Source organism: Aureibaculum koreense (assembly GCF_034296135.1).
Lineage (GTDB): Bacteria > Bacteroidota > Bacteroidia > Flavobacteriales > Flavobacteriaceae > Aureibaculum.
The window spans coordinates 82,117-99,073 of sequence record NZ_JAXKVV010000008.1 but is presented as its reverse complement, the minus strand read 5'-3'; the positions used below and the strand labels follow the sequence as shown (position 1 = coordinate 99,073).

The following is a 16,957-nucleotide window of genomic DNA, read 5'->3' as shown; positions in this document are numbered from 1 at the left end:
CAAAATCCTTTATCTTTATAAAATGTTTGCACTTGTAGATTGTAATAATTTTTATGCTTCATGCGAAAGGGTTTTTAATCCTAATTTACGCAATAAACCTATTGCCATTCTATCTAACAACGATGGTTGTGTAATCTCTAGAAGTGATGAGGCAAAAACTTTAGGCTTGCCTATGGGAGCCCCTGCGTTTAAGCATAAAAAGTTTTTTAAAGATAATAATATTCATGTATTTTCTTCAAATTATCCGTTATATGGCGATATGAGCAGTAGGGTAATGTCCATTTTACATCAATTTACCCCCGATGTTGATGTCTATAGCATAGATGAAGCATTTTTACAGTTTAAAGGATTTGAAAATTATAATTTTAATAGTTATGGAAATGACATAAAGCAACGTATTTTAAAATGGACAGGCATTCCAACTTGTGTTGGCATTGCCCCAACTAAAGCCCTGTCTAAAGTAGCAAATAAAATTGCTCGGAAATTTCCTGAACAAACTAATGGTGTATTTGTAATAGATTCCGATGAAAAACGTATAAAAGCCTTAAAATGGACTAAAATAGCATCTGTTTGGGGTATTGGATATGGTTTACAGAAACGTCTAAAAACTAAAAATATTAAAACGGCTTTTGATTTTACACAGTTATCCGATGAATGGGTACTTAAAAATTTCTCAATAACCGAATGGAAATTAAAAAAAGATTTAGAAGGTATTGCTACTTTACAGTTAGACAGTTATAAAACTAAAAAAGCTATTGCAACTACCAGAAGTTTTGAATATACTTTTTCTGATCTGGAAAATATAAAAGAACGGATATCAACATTTGCAAGTAGTTGTGCTGAAAAGTTACGAAAACAAGGTTCTAGCTGCCATATGATAATTGTACTATTAAGTAGCGACAGGCACAAAAAAGATACACCACGGCATAGAGCAAGTACAAATGTAGCGTTAACTTACCCCACAAATTCATCATTGGTTATTAGTAGTACCGCTGTTGAAGCTGTAACTAAAATTTTTAAAAGTGGTGTTAAATATAAACGTGCCGGTGTTATTGTTACGGGTCTAGTACCCACAAACAACCATCAATTGAGTTTACTTTATCATGAAGACCCTAAGCATAAGCCATTAATGTCGGTATTGGATAAGCTGAATACTAAGTTTGGCGATTATAAATTAAAAATAGCCAATCAAGACCTAAAACGTACATGGAAAATGCGTCAAGAACATTTATCGCCAAAATACACAACCAATATCAAGGAAATACTTAAAGTTAAAGCCAATTATTGACCGTTAAAAAACTATTGAATATCCGTAATTAGTAATAATATTGTGTACGTCATGCTGAACTCGTTTACTCATGCGTTTTTTTTGTTTTTTAATTGAATTCATGAATCTTCGATTTCAGCATCTCATAACTATTTGACATTCAGTTGTATGTTGGATGCGACCCTGAAACAATCCCGAAAGCTTTCGGGACAGGGTGACGAACCAATTATGTCACATTACGGACAATCAAAAAACTATAATATGAAATCTATTTCAAATTATTAGAAATAGTATTTAACAGCGTACCACTATCTTGGCTAAATTGCCAAAACATTACACCGCCCATTTTCTTTTCTTTGATATAATCAATTTTAAATTTTAAAGATTTGGCATTTTCGTAAGTTACAAATTGTTTTTCTGTAGCATTCCATAGATATGGTGCTTTAGCCGAATCGTCCCAAAGGGATTCAAATCCGTTTTTATCAATATAATTTTCTTCTATTTCTTTAAAACTGTAGCCGCCTCTTTCACCTGCGGAGTTTTGATATAGCCCGTTATTTTCAGCATTTGCACCTTTCCACCATCTCCCATAAAAAGGTACCCCTAACACCAATTTTTCAATAGGAATACCCGCTTTTACATGTTGGTCAACAGCTTTGGCAGAGTACATAGCTTGTGGGTTAAATTCAGATTGGAACAGACTTGAATGATGACCTGTACCATGCCATCCACCAGTATAATAATCATAAGTCATAATATTTATAAAATCTAAATATTTATGGGCTTCTGCCAAATTGGTATGGTCTAAGTATGCTTGATTGGCTCCAGTTGCAATAGTCAACAAATACGTATTGGGCTTTAGGGCTTCCAGCTTTTCTCTAATAAGTTTTAAAATGGCCGTGAAATTCTCTTTATCTTCTGGTCTAAAAGTATTGTTGTCACCAATTTGACCGGGATATTCCCAATCCAAATCAATACCATCAATGTTGTGTTTTTGCATAAAGTCAATGGCACTATTAGCAAAAACTTCTCTGGACTGTTCAGTAAGAGCTGCATCTGAAAAATTTTTAGACCAAGACCATCCACCAACTGAAATCAAAATTTTCAACTTAGGGTTTACTTGCTTTAATTCGTTTAATTTCTTTAAAGCCTCAGTATCTGAACTATAACCTTCAATAACTTTTCCGTCTTTAATATTGGCAAAGGCATAATTGATATGGGTTATTTGTTTTGCTTTCTCAAAATTGGTGCCCCAATTGTCTTTATGGCCTTGTACATAAGCAATGACCTTATATTTACTGTCAACAGGTTCTTTAGTTTCCTCTTGTTCTTTATTGTTTTGTGAGCAACTTGAAAATACAATACCAATTATTAAAGATAGAAAATAACGCATAGAAATGATTTTAAATGAAAAGCCAAGATAAACAAAACTATTTATCTTGGCTTTTAAAGACCCAATTGTCAGGTCAAAAATTTATTTAGAAATACTATCTGTTTTTTGAGCTACTAGTGACTTCCATGGAACTTTTTTAGATGGATAATAATTAATACCCAAAGCATCCAACCTATCTTTGTGATATCCTAATCTCACTTTGTACTCATCCCAATTCCGTTGTGAAGTTGGTGTCCAACCTATTTCTGCAAGACCTAATACTCTGGGAAAAACCAAGTATTCAATATCATCCATGGTTTCAACCGTTTCTGTCCAAAGTGGGGCTTCAATACCTATAATATTCTCTTTTGAAATTCCTTCTTCATACGTTTCCAACGCCCAGTTATAGGCATCGTCAACCTCAGTAAGACCAGCCCAAGTCAATCCTATTCTAGTTATAGAATCGTATTTAATATCCAAATAGGCTTTTTTGGCAGGAGACATTAACACTTTTGCACCTTGTTCAATACCTTTTATAGCATTTTCACCTTTAGACCAATACTGTACTATGGTATTTGGTAACATCTCAGCATGTGCAATTTCATCCCAACCGATAACTTTTTTACCATGCTTTTCAACAATTTTTTGAGCTCTATTGATAAACGGGATAAAATCCTTCATTGGTGTTACATGACTTTCATCTCCACCAATATGAATGTATTCCCCTGGTGTCATAGCTGCTAGTTCGCGTATAACATCATCAACAAACTTATAGGTAATCTCTTTATCTATGCACAAAGTGCTAAAACCAACTTTAGTACCGTGATAAAGTTTGGGTGCCTTTCCATCGCAATTCAATTCAGGGTAAGAAGCCAACGCCGCATTGGTATGGCCGGGCATATCAATTTCTGGAACAATGGTGATAAAACGGTCTTGAGCATATTTTACAATATCTTTATATTGTTCTTGCGTATAAAATCCACCTTCACCGCCACCAACTTCAGAGCTGCTTCCAATTTCAGTAAGTTTTGGCCATGATTTTATTTCGATTCGCCATCCTTGGTCATCTGAAAGGTGTAAATGCAAACGGTTCATTTTATAAATAGATAGCAAATCAATAACTCTTTTTACATCATCTACACCAAAGAAATGACGAGACACATCCAACATCATTCCACGGTATCCGTAAGAAGGGTTATCTTTTATAGTTCCAGTTGCGACCAATAATGTATCTGAAATTTTGGTGTTTTTTTCTACACTAGCAGGTAATAGTTGACGTAACGTTTGTACGCCATAGAAAATGCCAGCAGGTTTATTTGCTCTGATTATAATACCATTTTCTTTAGTTTCCAATTCGTAACCTTCTCCCGATGAAATACTATCGGTCAGGGTTAAAAATATGTGATCGGATGATGGTTTGGATTCCATCACCTTAACTGGAATCTCAAATCCCGTTACGGGACGTAGCATTTCAGCCAAGTAGTTTGCAATAGGTTTTAAATCTTCAGATTGATAATGGACAGCTGTATTGCTGTTAATTTCAAAAGAGCTACCAGTAGCATTTACAGAGACAGGTTTAGGGATAACCTGTTGTTTAGCTAAATCCTTAGGGATAGCCGATTTTTTGGTTTCGCAAGAAATTAAACCCACAAAAGTTACACAAACAATTAAAAAATAAGAATAGAATCCTTTAGCCTTCATAATGATTAATTTAAGCTATAAAAGTAATCAACGAAAATTTAAAACATCATTTAATTAGATGAATAACCTATCTACAAAAGTGAACGGCTTTATTTGAAACTAATTTCGTCTAAATTAATGGTATATTCAAAACGTTGGTTATCATTAATATCCCAAACTTCCATTTTAATTTCTGGGGTTTTTGCTGCCCAATCTATGGTAATCAATCCAAAATGATTTTCCATTACAGGGCCTTCAATTCTATTTTTATTAGGTGTGGCAAAATGCCAAGTTGAAGAAAGTCCACTTGAGGTTACATCGTAAATGGGGTACAGATCTGGCTCCTCTAATTTAGAAATTTCCGCATAATGCACATCTCCGGTTATAAATAAAACACCATTTGCTTTGTACTTTTTTATAAGATTTAACAATCTTTTTTGCTCATGAGGAAAATTAGCCCATGCCTCGTAACCGTTATACTCAATGCCAAACTGAGAACCTGAACCTATAATTCTGACATCCGCAGGTTTTTGTAATTCTTTTTCTAACCATTTCCATTGCTCATTGCCTAAAAAAGTGGAATCTGCGGTTTTATATGGTGCATAATCTAAATTATAGAAATAACGCTTATCCTCTTTAAATTCACCTGAATTTCTTTTTACATCATCCCTAAAAGTTCTGACATCTAACAAAATAATTTGCAACTTTTTATTACCAATTTCTTTTAGATAAGAAGTGTAAATTCCTTCATGATTTCGTCGTTCGGAATTTTTGGGCTCCTCAAAAAATTCCAAAAATATTTCTTTGGATGCTGCCTTAAAAGGATAATGTCTTCCTGCGTCGTTCCAGCCATAATCATGATCGTCCCATGTAGCTAGAATTTCCGTATTCTTTTTTAAATTTTGATATGTTGGCTTATCCGCAAGTTGTTGGTATTTAGATTTTAGAACTTCCATATCCTTGGTGTCACCATAGATGTTATCACCTAAAAAAATAAAATAATCAGGATTGTGCTTTACAACTACATCAAAAATGGGCAGCGGATGCGTTTCGTGTCCACAGGAACCGAAAGCAATTTTTGTGGTTTGTTTTTCTTGCTTTTGAGCGGGAGCTTGACAAGAAAATAATAAGAATAAGAGGATTAAAAACGATAAATTTTTAAACATAGTTTTAATTTTTTAATGCGTTTTCAATAGCTACCTTGGCGAGGGGTGCCATAAACTGGTAGCCTTCTTTGTTTGGGTGCACACCATCATAAGTAAATTTTTCTTGTAATCCGTTTTTATCATCAACCATGGGCGAAAAATAATCTAAATAAACAACATCGTTTTCATCGGCATAAGTTTTTATAAGCTTGTTTAATGCCGGGATTTTTTCATTTGGTTTTAATCCTTTCCGCCAAGGGTAATCGTAAGCAGGAAGTACTGAAGAAAGAACCACTTTTATATTATTAGATTTTGCTAACTCTGTCATAGAAATAATATTATCCATAATCATTTCAAAACTCATCGGTCCTGTATTACCTGCAATGTCATTAGTACCCGCTAAAATTACAACCGCTTTGGGTTTTAGATTTATTACATCAGCCCTAAACCTCAACAACATTTGTGGTGTGGTTTGACCGCTAATACCTCTATTAATATAATTTTTATTACTAAAAAAGCTAGAGTCCAATCTTAACCAACCCTCGGTAATGGAATTGCCCATAAATACAACTCTGTCTTCATCAGGGTGGGGATTTCCCAAAAAAACATTGTCAGCTTTATATTTATTAAGATTTGGCCAGTCTTGAGCTTTTATAGCACTGTTTGAAAAAATGGAGAACATTAGAAATAAAAGGATGAATTTTTTCATTGATTGAATTGAAACTATTATTCTAGGCTAAAGATATATAATTATTTTAAACCGATACTGGCAATTTTTAATTGAAAAGATTCGTTTTTTCCGTTAGCAATAAGAAATGCCGTTTCTACCAATTTGTTATTGGAAAAATTTGGTAAGTCCAGTTTTCTGCCCCTAAAGACAGGATATAGTTCGGATAGTGAAATTTTTAAAGTTTCCCATTCACCTGTAGTTTCAAATTTGTAAATATAAGAATGACGTTGACCTGTATCAGATTTAACCCTAAATTGATACGTTTTACCATCTCCTTTTAATTTGAGGACAACTCTCGTATTATCTTCAATGCTTTTGGGTTCAAATTTATACTTGACAGAAGAAAATCCACCATTATTTTCTAAAGACACTTCTCCTTTAAAAACACCATTACCATTTCCATCTAAAACGAATTGACCACTAGATTTTCCACCCATAACATCATCGTTGGTTATTTGCCAATCTGAGATATCGCTGTTGTTATTGAAATCAAAAATTTGCATAAGGAAGTTAAATCTCTTTATCTATTCCTAGAATTAGACTGACTGCGTTTTTTATTATTATTGCTATTCCCCTTGTTCCTGATCTTATTATTTCTATTGTTTCTATGGTTGTTGGAAGAATTTCTATTTCGAGAATGTTGCCTTGGTTTTTCCTCACTTTGTGGATTATCATCTTTAAAATCAAGAAAAGGATGTTCAGAAATTACTGGAATTTTTTGTCTGATCAATTTTTCAATATCTCTTAAATAGGCTCTCTCTTCTTGGTCACAAAAAGAAACCGCCACGCCACTTGCTTTGGCACGGCCCGTTCTACCAATTCTGTGAACATAAGTCTCGGAAATATTTGGCAAATCATAATTTACAACCAATGCTAGCTCATCAATATCAATTCCCCTCGCTGCAATATCCGTAGCTACCAATACTTTTATTTTACCGTCTTTAAAACCTTCTAAGGCCTTTACTCTTGCTCCTTGTGATTTGTTTCCATGAATCGCAGCAGCATTTATTCCTGCTTTGTCCAATAATTTAACGACTTTATTGGCACCATGCTTTGTTCGCGAAAAGACTAACGTAGAATCTATGGACTGCGTTTCTAAAAGATGAATCAACAATTTTATTTTAGCTTTTTTATGGACAAAATAAATTGCCTGTTCAACTTTTTCGGCTGTGGCTTGTTCGGGTTTTATAGTAACGGTATCAAAATCGCCCAATATTTTTCTAGATAAATCTACAATACTTTGTGGCATGGTAGCCGAAAAGAAAAGTGATTGTCTTTTTTGGGGTAATTTTGCCAATAATTTTTTGATATCGTGAATAAAGCCCATGTCCAACATCTGATCGGCTTCATCCAATACAAAATATTCTATATCTCTTAAACTAATAAAACCCTGATTCATCAAATCCAACAATCTGCCCGGTGTAGCCACTAACACATCAACACCTTGTCGAAGAGCAGCGGTTTGCGGATTTTGTTTTACACCTCCAAAAATTACATTGCATTTAATGCCCGTATTTTTGCCATAAATCTTAAAATTGTCAAAAATTTGGATGGCTAATTCGCGTGTTGGTGTTACGATCAGTGCTTTAATTTTATTAGAACGTTTTCCGTTTTGGTTGTTATTGTAGATATGTTGTATAATCGGAATAGCGAAAGCGGCGGTTTTACCCGTACCTGTTTGGGCACAGCCCATAAGGTCTTTTCCTTTTAGTAAAATCGGTATGGCTTGTTCTTGTATTGGTGTTGGGTGCGTATAGCCTTTTTGGTTTAAGGCTTTTAATATTGGCTCAACAATGCCTAAGTCTTTAAATGTCATAAATTTTTATAAGCGGCAAAGGTAGGGTTTATAAAATGGATTGAATGATGTATTCAAAAAAGTCTATAAACACTTTTACTAACCAATAGCTAAGGTCAGTCCCTTATACTCCATATTTCATGGATCGGGTCTCCTTTACTAGATAACCCAGAATGGTGCCAATTACCATCTACCAAACTATAATTAAATTCTAAACTAGCACCTGCCCTACTATCATCCCTTGAGAAAAACTCTATGTTTTCCGTATATTTTCCGTCTTTTGTGGTGTAAGTTCCACCACCTGTTCCCATAAATTGTTTTGTCTCAGTATTGTAAGCAATCCATTGAAAACGAGTGCCAGATAAAATTTTCATGGTTTTTCTTGGTCTATTGGTATCCCTTAACTGTGTTTCTCCATCTCTTATTCTACCAGACATTAGCCAAGCTCCTTGAAGTTCTCCTGGTGATCCATCATCTATTCTACGCCATTTTAATTTATCTCCAACAATACCCATAAGGGAATCATTAACATAAACATTAAAACTAATTTTAGTACCTACACGTTCAGGGTTATCTGTATCAAATTCTATTTTTTCTGTCATAGAGTCTCCTTCCAATTTCCATGACCCTCCATTGGTTTTTATAAACTTACCTGTCTCTGCATCATACCAAGTTGAGACTTGATAACCTTCTGAAAAAATGACAACATTTTTTATTTTATTACCTTCTGTAGAAGTGGTAGTAGTTTCCCAAGCACCAATAAAATTTTGTGCATTAATTCCAAACGATAGGAATGTGCAAATTAGGGAGAAAATTGTTTTTTTCATAACTGTAATTTTAATACAATGAAGATAGTGTTTTTTTGTGAAAATAAAATCAATTGGTTTGGGAATTCTTTTCATCCAAACTTATTTGGATGACCCCTTGTCAAAGAGAACTTATAAAATACTCAAAACATAAATAGACTGATTAATACTATCTCTTACATTATAGCTGTAGTCAATTAGCATTAATATATGCTTCAAAGACAGTATCATTTAATAAAATTTCATTTAATTTATGCAATTGATAAACAGACTTATAATTACCCTTTTCATTGACAATTATTTGATAGGGAATTCCAGAGATGTTTAACGCTGATTTATCTTTCCCTATGTCTGTAGATATTAATTGAATCCCTTTCGGTTTGTTTTTATTTAGAAAATTTATCCAATTATTTTTATTCTGATCCAATGAAATATCAATAAAAACAAGGTCTTTTTTATTTGAATACAGATTTTTTATTTTTTCAAGTTCAGGTTTTTCAACTAAGCAAGGTCCGCACCATGTTGCCCAAAAAGAAATCACAATTTTTTTTCCTAAGTAACTTTCTAAATTAACATGTTTTTGATTTTGATCTGAAAAAGTGAGTAATGGTATTTTATTATTGTTCGTAAAGTCCCATACAATATTAGCATTTACCAATTTTCCCTGACTGTTGTACCCAAAATTTTCCTTTTTCAAGATGAAAGGTTTAGAAAATAAATTGAAAAGAAAGAACACTACAAAAGGAATTGCCAAAATCAATTTAAATGATCTCTTGACCTCTTTTCTTGTTAAAAGCAAGGCAAAACTTGCATAAATCATCAAGATGATATTTACTGGAAAAAAGAATTTATTGAAATAAATAAAAACAAATAACTGCAGCAAAAGAATTGACAAAAATTTGAAGCTTTGCTTTCTTAAAATAACCCCACTAATATAAAATCCTGCAAAACACAATAAAATTAGATACCAAGTAAAGCTATGGATTTTATGAACTTTTAGAAGATCATGAAGTAAAAATTCAAGAATGTAAAGAGTCAATCCAAAACTCAAAAACGCAATAAGAAATTGAACACCTCTTTTAAAATATTGCTTCATTTTATAGTTTAAAGTTTAGATTTTACAATTTGAGTTGATTTCAATAAATTCATTTTTTATATATCCATTTGAAATAATATCCACTTTCCATTTCGCATAAATTTATGTAAAAAGCTAAAAAGGTTATTTACCTTTAGTTTAAAATTTCATGAGATCCCACGTTCGTACCTCTGCGGGATAAGCGATATGCACGTCATATCTTCAACTGCGTTTCGATTCAACGGCATTCTGCTTACATTCTATCCGGAACCTCAATCCCCAATAACCCAAAAGCAGTTTTTATTACTTCTCCTGTTTTTTTAGAAAGCTGAACTCTAAAGAGTTTTTCCTGTTCGTCATCTGCTGCCAAAATAGGAATACTTTGATAAAAAGAATTGTATTCTTTTACTAAATCGTAAGTGTAATTGGCAATAACGGCGGGACTATAATTTTCCGATGCTTGTTGTACTATTTCTGGAAAAAGTGTTAATTGTTTCAAAACTGATTTTTCCTTGTCGTTTAAACCTACAAGGAGACCTCCTTTGTCGGTAGCACTTTGCATATCTGTATCAGCTTTACGCAAAATTGATTGTATCCTAGCGTAGGTGTATTGAATAAACGGCCCCGTATTTCCTTGAAAGTCTATAGACTCCTTAGGATCAAAAAGAATCCGTTTTTTAGGATCAACTTTTAAAATGTGATATTTTAAAGCTCCCAAACCTATAGTTTTAAATAATGCCTCTTTTTCGCCATCGGTATAGCCTTCTAATTTTCCTAATTCTTCAGAAATTTCCCTGGCCGTATTGGTCATGTCCAATAATAGGTCATCAGCATCAACTACCGTACCTTCACGAGATTTCATTTTTCCCGAAGGTAAATCAACCATACCATAACTTAAGTGATAGAGGTTTTTTGCCCAGTCAAAACCTAATTTTTTAAGTATTAAGAACAATACTTTAAAATGATAATCTTGCTCATTACCAACTGTATAAACCAATCCACCCACATCAGGGTAATCCTTAATTCGTTGTATAGCAGTACCAATATCTTGTGTCATATAAACAGCAGTTCCGTCAGAACGCAACACTATTTTTTCATCTAAGCCTTCATCAGTTAAATCTATCCAAACTGAACCATCTTCTTTTTTAAAGAATATACCTTTTTCTAAGCCATCGGCTACTACATCTTTACCTAACAAATAAGTATCGCTTTCGTAATAATTCTTGTCAAAATCTACACCTAAAACCTCATATGTTTTTTCAAATCCGTCATAGACCCATTGGTTCATGGTTTTCCATAAATCAACTACTTTTTTATCTCCAGCTTCCCATTTTTGAAGCATTTCTTGGGCTTCCATTAAGAGTGGAGCTTGTTTTTTGGCTTCATCTTCGGTATAACCCTTAGAAACTAAATCGAGAATTTCTTTTTTATATTCTTGGTCAAATTTCACATAATAATTACCAACTAATTTATCGCCCTTTAAGCCAGTACTTTCTGGAGTTTCGCCTTCGCCCCATTTTTGCCAAGCCAACATACTCTTGCAAATATGAATGCCACGGTCGTTTATAATTTGTGTTTTATATACCTTTTTACCCGATGCTTTAATGATTTCCGCTACCGAATAGCCCAATAAATTATTCCGAATATGCCCTAAATGCAAAGGTTTATTCGTGTTTGGCGAGGAATACTCAACCATAACCGATTTTTCATTAGGCTTTGCATCCGTAATTCCAAAATTTTCTATTTGATAAATTTTCTTAAAATTTTCAATAAAATAACTGTCGTTCAACACCAAATTTAAAAAACCTTTAACCACATTGAATTTTGTGATTTCCGTAACATTTTGTTGTAGATATTCACCGAGTTTGTTACCTATTTCAACGGGATTGCCTTTAATTACTTTTAAAAATGGAAAAACAACTACAGTAATATCGCCTTCAAAGTCTTTTCTGGTAGCTTGAAATTCAACGTTTTCAATATCAACTTTATAAATTTCTTTTAACCCAGTTTTAATCGCCGTGTTTATGATTTCTTGAATGTTCATCAAAATAAAAATTAAGCCGCAAAATTAATGAATTCATAAAGGATTTACTATTTTTAATGCTGATTAATATTCAAGTATGAAAACTATATATTTAATAAGTTTATTTGTGCTTTCTACCTTTTTTTCCTGTAAGGCTCAAAATGAAAAAGAAGTTTATAAATCTGAAAACCTTGTCATCCAACAATTAACTGAAAATACTTTTGTGCATATATCTTATTTACAAACGCAAGATTTTGGAAACGTGGCTTGTAACGGCATGTTATTTATTAACGGAGATGAAGCTATGGTTTTTGACACTCCAACTAATGATATTGCTTCAGAAGAATTAATTGATTGGTTAAATAAGGATGAAAAAATGGATATTAAAGGAGTAATAGCCACTCATTTCCATGATGATTGCCTTGGTGGACTAAAAAAATTTCATGATAGTAATATTCCTTCTTATGCTTCTGAACAAACTATAAAATTCGCCAACAAACAAAATTCAGTACTGCCTAAAACCAGTCTGAATTTTGATGTAGATTTGGAAATTAATGGAAAAGAAGTAAGGAACTTATATTTTGGCGAGGGCCATACAAAAGATAATATTGTGTGTTACATTCCTTCTGAAAAAGTGCTATTTGGTGGTTGTTTAATCAAAGAAGTTGGGGCAACGAAAGGGTATTTAGGTGATGCCAATACTGACGAATGGTCAAATACAGTAACAAAGATTAAAAAAGGGTTACCAGATATTAAATTTGTAATTCCAGGTCACGGAAAAACTGGAGGCACGGAATTATTAACGTACACAATAAAATTATTTAATGAACATTAAAATAAAATGGGTACTTAGACTCTGAGTAAAAACCTTAAAATTAATAAATTATTGAATGTTTATCTAAATTAAAACGAACATTAACGGATAACTAAAATGGCATTTATAGATTATTATAAAATATTAGGAGTTGCAAAAACCGCTTCTGAAAAAGACATTAAAAAAGCCTATAGGAAATTGGCTAGGAAATATCATCCTGATGTAAACCCGAATGATAAAGAGGCAGAAAAAAAGTTCAAAGAAATAAATGAAGCTCATGAAGTATTGAGCAATCCTGCCAACAGAAAAAAATACGACGAATACGGTAAAGATTGGCAACATGCCGAACAGTTTGAAAAGGCCAAACAGCAACGCAGACAACAACATCAAGGAAGTTCGCAACGGCAATATTCGGGCGGGTTTTCAGAAGATGACTTTTCAGACTTTTTTGAATCTATGTTCGGTGGGTCTTCGGGTAGGCAACAATCTAGACAAAACGTAAAATTCAGAGGTCAAGATTTTAACGCCGAATTGCAATTAACCCTAAATGATGTGTATACTATTCACAAAAGAACATTGACGGTAAATGATAAAAACATTAGAATTACAATTCCTGCTGGTATTGAAAACGGACAAGTTATTAAAATAAAAGGCCATGGAGGTAAAGGCGTAAACGGAGGTCCTAGCGGTGATTTGTACATTAAGTTTCTAATAAATAACAACACTAAATTTAGGCGAGATAAAGACAACCTCTATACCGATGTCGAAATAGATTTATATACTGCAATACTTGGTGGTGAAGTAACGATTAATACTTTTGATGGAAAGGTAAAACTAAAGGTTAAATCTGAAACCCAAAATGGCACCAAAGTTAAATTAAAAGGAAAAGGATTCCCGAAATACAAAAAAGAAGGGCAGTTTGGTGATTTATTTATTACTTATCAAATAAAAATGCCCACAAACTTATCCGCCAAAGAAAAAGAACTTTTTAAGGAACTTCAAAAATTGAGATAATTATGGATACCGACAACTATATAACTATTGAACAATTTTGCTCGTATTATAATGTGCCAACATCATTTTTTGATCGCTTAAACGAATATGAGCTGGTTGAAATTATAGAAGTGGAAACCACACCATGTGTGTTTAAAGAACACATTAGCGATATTGAAAAATTAATGCGTCTGCATTTTGATCTGAACATAAATATGGAAGGACTGGACGTTGTAAATAAATTATTAAAACGTGTTGAAAATTTGCAACAAGAAATTACAACCCTCAATAATCGGTTAAGTTTGTATGAAGATAATTAGTTAGTTAAAAAATGAAAAGATATCAAATCCAAAAATCACCCTTTGTAGTACCAACGGACGACGGCAAACTTATTGAAGAGCATTTCGGTTTAGCTACCGATGGCAGTTCCAATATTAGTATAGCTTATATGGTAGCTCCTCCAAATTGGTCGGAGCCTTTTCAAACTCCAGAATTTGATGAATACACATTTATTATAAAAGGCAAAAAACAATTTATTATTGAACATGAAAAAGTAATTTTAGAAGCTGGGCAATCCATTAAAGTGCTGAAAAACACAAGGGTTCAATATTCGAATCCGTTTGATGAGCCTTGTGAATATTTAGCCATTTGCAACCCTGCTTTTTCCATTCAATTAGTAAATAGAGAAACTTAAAAAATAAATTTATGTCAAAAATACAACCATTCCATATTGCAATTCCCGTTCATAATTTAGCTGAGTGTAGAAAATTCTATAATGAAATTATTGGCTGCGAAGAAGGCAGAAGCAGCGACCATTGGGTAGATTTCAATTTGTTCGGTCACCAACTGGTTATTCATTACAAACCGAAATCGGAAGAAAACCTTCATACTAATGCCGTTGATGGAAAAAGTGTACCTGTACCACATTACGGTGTTGTTCTGGAATGGGACACTTTTCACGAATTTGCCGATAATCTAAAAACAAAAAACATTGAATTTGTTATAGAACCCTATATCCGATTTAAAGGAGAGCTCGGCGAGCAGACTACCATGTTTTTTTTAGACCCAGTGGGGAATGCGTTGGAATTTAAGGCTTTTAAAGATGTTAGTCAGCTTTTCGCGAAGTGATTTTCGCCACTAATTCACTAATTGCAAAGCTAATTGTATGAGGAATAATTTCCACAAATAAAAAATCTATAGATTTTTTAAATTAGCGGTAATTCTTCTCAGAAAAAACAATAAACAAAAAATAGTGCACCTGCCCGTCAGGCAGGCGGGTTCGTGGCTATTTTTTGAATTCTTGCTTATATATCGTTAATTGTTAAAATAAAGGTTAAATATTTGCTAATTGTTTTGTTATACCCCTACTGAAACATGTGATTTTGTAACTTTACGTAAAATATATTTATTATGATTTTAATAAAAGTTATCGTAACAATTTTAATCACACTTCTTTCTTTATTAAGCTAATTTTTTAATTCATGATGTCGCTAAGAATTAAATCATTATATCTGCTGTTATTATTAACAGTTTCAGTTTACGGTCAAGAATATGTTGGTAAAGGTGAGGATATTACTGCTATATTAAAAGTCGGTAAACAATTTTCAAAGGCATATGTTGATGGTGATATTGCCAAACTAACTTCTTTCTATAGCGAAGACGGTAAAATTTTTCCCGATAAATCAGATATTATCGTAGGCCATGAAGCCATTAAAAAACGATGGACATTACCCAAACATATACAAATTGTTTCCCATAAAGCCACTCCAAAAGAAATCAATGTAATTGACGGTTATGCCTATGACTATGGCTATTATGAAGGGAGTTCTAAAAATTCAAAAAATAATACCACTACTAATTTCAAAGGCAAATACGTGATAGTTTGGAAAAAAGAAAATCAAGATTGGAAAATGTACCTTGATATGTGGAATGCTCTAGAATAAAATTTTTAAAATTACCTTCTATTTTTACAAGCTAACAATGTGTTTTTCAACAACATTGCGATTGTCATTGGTCCTACGCCACCTGGAACAGGAGTTATAAAACTTGCTTTTTTACTTACACTTTCAAAATGAACATCACCAGCCAATCTATAACCTCTTTTTTTAGAAGTATCATCAACACGGGTTATTCCCACATCTATAATCACAGCGTCTTGTTTAACCATATCTCCAGTTAAAAATTCAGCAATACCCAGAGCGGCGACAATAATATCTGCTTGTAAGGTTAATTCTTTTAAATTTTTTGTACGGCTATGAGCAACGGTTACAGTAGCGTTGCCCGCTTTTCGTTTTTGGCTCATTAATATGCTCATAGGGCGACCAACAATGTGGCTTCTACCAATTACCACAACGTGTTTTCCTGAAGTTTCTACTTCATATCTCTCCAAGAGTTCTAAAATTCCGAAAGGTGTTGCTGGTAAAAAAGAGGGTAAATCTAAAGTCATTTTACCAACGTTCACAGGGTGAAAACCATCCACATCTTTATTTGGGTCAACCGCCATTAGCACCTTTTGCTCGTCAATGTGTTTTGGTAATGGCAATTGTACAATAAAACCATCAATACCATCATCATTATTAAGTTTGTCAATTTCTTTTAATAGTCTTTCTTCTGTAGTTTCTTCAGGTAAATCGATTAACGTAGAATCAAAGCCAACTAATTCACAAGCTTTTACTTTTGCACCAACGTAGGTCATGCTGGCACCATCGGTTCCAACTAAAACGGCGGTCAAATGAGGTGTTTTTTTACCTTCTTTTTTTAGTTGTTTAACTGATTCAGCAATTTCTGATTTTAAATCTGCTGATGTTTTTTTTCCGTCAAGTATAGTCATTGTTCAAGTCTTCAGTCCGCAGTCTTCAGTCTGCAGTATTATTATAGTCCAAATTTATTGGGATTATTTATCATATAATTTAATAGTTTGCCAATTTCTTCACTTTTATCTTGAAGTTCGGCTCGTTTTATTTCATCTATATAATTGCATGCAAGTGCAAAATCTAACCAAAGTTGAGTTTCAGAATTTTCACTGTCAGCATCTGATAATTTACTTTTAAAATGTTTCTCATATTGACGTTTCCGATAAGCCTCGGCAATCGCCGAACAAACCGCTCTACTTGAACGCACAATTTGAGAACTCAATCCAAACTGTTCGTAACCGGGAAACTTCCTTGATATATGATAAACCTCCATCGCTAAGGCAAACCCCTCTTGATAGGCTAGTAGTGTTTTAAAACTCATCTAATTACCGTCTTATAAGTTAT

At 33.2% G+C, this 16,957-nt stretch carries 18 protein-coding genes; 7 read left to right on the top strand and 11 right to left on the bottom strand.

The window, feature by feature from the left end; genetic code table 11:
• Positions 1–22 precede the first annotated feature (22 nt).
• Positions 23–1,288 (top strand): Y-family DNA polymerase, encoded by a 1,266-nt coding sequence (locus UMM65_RS09405; RefSeq protein WP_321976252.1) that lies wholly within the window; start codon positions 23–25, stop codon positions 1,286–1,288.
• A gap of 247 nt (positions 1,289–1,535) precedes the next feature.
• Here UMM65_RS09405 and UMM65_RS09400 read toward each other — a convergent pair whose 3' ends face one another.
• From UMM65_RS09400 to argS, 9 genes are all read right to left on the bottom strand, one after another.
• A complete protein-coding gene (locus UMM65_RS09400) occupies positions 1,536–2,660 on the bottom strand; it encodes a glycoside hydrolase family 18 protein (RefSeq protein ID WP_321976251.1) in 1,125 nt (374 codons plus the stop codon).
• Positions 2,661–2,741: 81 nt separating this feature from the next.
• Positions 2,742–4,340 (bottom strand): beta-N-acetylhexosaminidase, encoded by a 1,599-nt coding sequence (locus tag UMM65_RS09395; protein ID WP_321976250.1) that lies wholly within the window; start codon positions 4,338–4,340, stop codon positions 2,742–2,744.
• Positions 4,341–4,429: 89 nt separating this feature from the next.
• Positions 4,430–5,485 (bottom strand): alkaline phosphatase D family protein, encoded by a 1,056-nt coding sequence (locus UMM65_RS09390; RefSeq protein ID WP_321976249.1) that lies wholly within the window; start codon positions 5,483–5,485, stop codon positions 4,430–4,432.
• 4 nt (positions 5,486–5,489) lie between these two features.
• On the bottom strand, positions 5,490–6,173 hold the full coding sequence (locus UMM65_RS09385) for an SGNH/GDSL hydrolase family protein (protein ID WP_321976248.1): 684 nt from the start codon (positions 6,171–6,173) through the stop codon (positions 5,490–5,492).
• 41 nt (positions 6,174–6,214) lie between these two features.
• The gene (locus UMM65_RS09380; RefSeq protein ID WP_321976247.1) at positions 6,215–6,697 is read right to left on the bottom strand and encodes a CIA30 family protein; all 483 of its coding nucleotides are present in this window, start codon (positions 6,695–6,697) and stop codon (positions 6,215–6,217) included.
• Positions 6,698–6,714: 17 nt separating this feature from the next.
• Positions 6,715–8,010, bottom strand: a complete 1,296-nt coding sequence (locus UMM65_RS09375; protein WP_321976246.1) for a DEAD/DEAH box helicase — start codon at positions 8,008–8,010, stop codon at positions 6,715–6,717.
• Between the two features lie 95 nt (positions 8,011–8,105).
• Positions 8,106–8,816 (bottom strand): membrane or secreted protein, encoded by a 711-nt coding sequence (locus tag UMM65_RS09370; protein ID WP_321976245.1) that lies wholly within the window; start codon positions 8,814–8,816, stop codon positions 8,106–8,108.
• A 172-nt stretch (positions 8,817–8,988) separates the two neighbouring features.
• Positions 8,989–9,891 (bottom strand): TlpA family protein disulfide reductase, encoded by a 903-nt coding sequence (locus UMM65_RS09365; protein WP_321976244.1) that lies wholly within the window; start codon positions 9,889–9,891, stop codon positions 8,989–8,991.
• A 232-nt stretch (positions 9,892–10,123) separates the two neighbouring features.
• Complete coding sequence (gene argS, locus UMM65_RS09360) at positions 10,124–11,914, bottom strand: arginine--tRNA ligase (protein ID WP_321976243.1); 1,791 nt, start codon at positions 11,912–11,914, stop codon at positions 10,124–10,126.
• A 76-nt stretch (positions 11,915–11,990) separates the two neighbouring features.
• Here argS and bla point away from each other — a divergent pair, with 76 nt between their 5' ends.
• The 6 genes from bla (at position 11,991) to UMM65_RS09330 (ending at position 15,643) form a co-directional block, all read left to right on the top strand.
• Complete coding sequence (gene bla, locus UMM65_RS09355; protein WP_321976242.1) at positions 11,991–12,728, top strand: subclass B1 metallo-beta-lactamase; 738 nt, start codon at positions 11,991–11,993, stop codon at positions 12,726–12,728.
• Positions 12,729–12,824: 96 nt separating this feature from the next.
• Entirely contained in the window at positions 12,825–13,721 is an 897-nt protein-coding gene (locus UMM65_RS09350) for a J domain-containing protein (protein ID WP_321976241.1), read from the top strand.
• Positions 13,722–13,723: 2 nt separating this feature from the next.
• Positions 13,724–14,020, top strand: a complete 297-nt coding sequence (locus tag UMM65_RS09345; protein WP_321976240.1) for a chaperone modulator CbpM — start codon at positions 13,724–13,726, stop codon at positions 14,018–14,020.
• 11 nt (positions 14,021–14,031) lie between these two features.
• A complete protein-coding gene (locus UMM65_RS09340; protein ID WP_321976239.1) occupies positions 14,032–14,394 on the top strand; it encodes a cupin domain-containing protein in 363 nt (120 codons plus the stop codon).
• 11 nt (positions 14,395–14,405) lie between these two features.
• Positions 14,406–14,828 carry a VOC family protein gene (locus tag UMM65_RS09335; protein WP_321976238.1) on the top strand — a complete coding sequence of 141 codons (423 nt, stop codon included), beginning with the start codon at positions 14,406–14,408 and terminating at the stop codon, positions 14,826–14,828.
• A 353-nt stretch (positions 14,829–15,181) separates the two neighbouring features.
• A complete protein-coding gene (locus tag UMM65_RS09330) occupies positions 15,182–15,643 on the top strand; it encodes a YybH family protein (protein ID WP_321976237.1) in 462 nt (153 codons plus the stop codon).
• Between the two features lie 11 nt (positions 15,644–15,654).
• Here the strand turns inward: UMM65_RS09330 and UMM65_RS09325 are convergent, their stop codons facing one another.
• Together UMM65_RS09325 and UMM65_RS09320 are read right to left on the bottom strand one after the other, a co-directional pair.
• Positions 15,655–16,530, bottom strand: coding sequence for a bifunctional 5,10-methylenetetrahydrofolate dehydrogenase/5,10-methenyltetrahydrofolate cyclohydrolase (locus tag UMM65_RS09325; RefSeq protein ID WP_321976236.1), 876 nt, complete (start codon positions 16,528–16,530; stop codon positions 15,655–15,657).
• Positions 16,531–16,571: 41 nt separating this feature from the next.
• Positions 16,572–16,934, bottom strand: a complete 363-nt coding sequence (locus UMM65_RS09320) for a four helix bundle protein (protein ID WP_321976235.1) — start codon at positions 16,932–16,934, stop codon at positions 16,572–16,574.
• Positions 16,935–16,957: the final 23 nt, after the last annotated feature.

Coding starts and splice junctions, on each gene's coding strand:
- UMM65_RS09405 (WP_321976252.1), top strand. CDS start 23: ATGTTTGCACTTGTAGATTGTAATAATTTTTATGCTTCATGCGAAAGG.
- UMM65_RS09400 (WP_321976251.1), bottom strand. CDS start 2,660: ATGCGTTATTTTCTATCTTTAATAATTGGTATTGTATTTTCAAGTTGC.
- UMM65_RS09395 (WP_321976250.1), bottom strand. CDS start 4,340: ATGAAGGCTAAAGGATTCTATTCTTATTTTTTAATTGTTTGTGTAACT.
- UMM65_RS09390 (WP_321976249.1), bottom strand. CDS start 5,485: ATGTTTAAAAATTTATCGTTTTTAATCCTCTTATTCTTATTATTTTCT.
- UMM65_RS09385 (WP_321976248.1), bottom strand. CDS start 6,173: ATGAAAAAATTCATCCTTTTATTTCTAATGTTCTCCATTTTTTCAAAC.
- UMM65_RS09380 (WP_321976247.1), bottom strand. CDS start 6,697: ATGCAAATTTTTGATTTCAATAACAACAGCGATATCTCAGATTGGCAA.
- UMM65_RS09375 (WP_321976246.1), bottom strand. CDS start 8,010: ATGACATTTAAAGACTTAGGCATTGTTGAGCCAATATTAAAAGCCTTA.
- UMM65_RS09370 (WP_321976245.1), bottom strand. CDS start 8,816: ATGAAAAAAACAATTTTCTCCCTAATTTGCACATTCCTATCGTTTGGA.
- UMM65_RS09365 (WP_321976244.1), bottom strand. CDS start 9,891: ATGAAGCAATATTTTAAAAGAGGTGTTCAATTTCTTATTGCGTTTTTG.
- argS (WP_321976243.1), bottom strand. CDS start 11,914: ATGAACATTCAAGAAATCATAAACACGGCGATTAAAACTGGGTTAAAA.
- bla (WP_321976242.1), top strand. CDS start 11,991: ATGAAAACTATATATTTAATAAGTTTATTTGTGCTTTCTACCTTTTTT.
- UMM65_RS09350 (WP_321976241.1), top strand. CDS start 12,825: ATGGCATTTATAGATTATTATAAAATATTAGGAGTTGCAAAAACCGCT.
- UMM65_RS09345 (WP_321976240.1), top strand. CDS start 13,724: ATGGATACCGACAACTATATAACTATTGAACAATTTTGCTCGTATTAT.
- UMM65_RS09340 (WP_321976239.1), top strand. CDS start 14,032: ATGAAAAGATATCAAATCCAAAAATCACCCTTTGTAGTACCAACGGAC.
- UMM65_RS09335 (WP_321976238.1), top strand. CDS start 14,406: ATGTCAAAAATACAACCATTCCATATTGCAATTCCCGTTCATAATTTA.
- UMM65_RS09330 (WP_321976237.1), top strand. CDS start 15,182: ATGATGTCGCTAAGAATTAAATCATTATATCTGCTGTTATTATTAACA.
- UMM65_RS09325 (WP_321976236.1), bottom strand. CDS start 16,530: ATGACTATACTTGACGGAAAAAAAACATCAGCAGATTTAAAATCAGAA.
- UMM65_RS09320 (WP_321976235.1), bottom strand. CDS start 16,934: ATGAGTTTTAAAACACTACTAGCCTATCAAGAGGGGTTTGCCTTAGCG.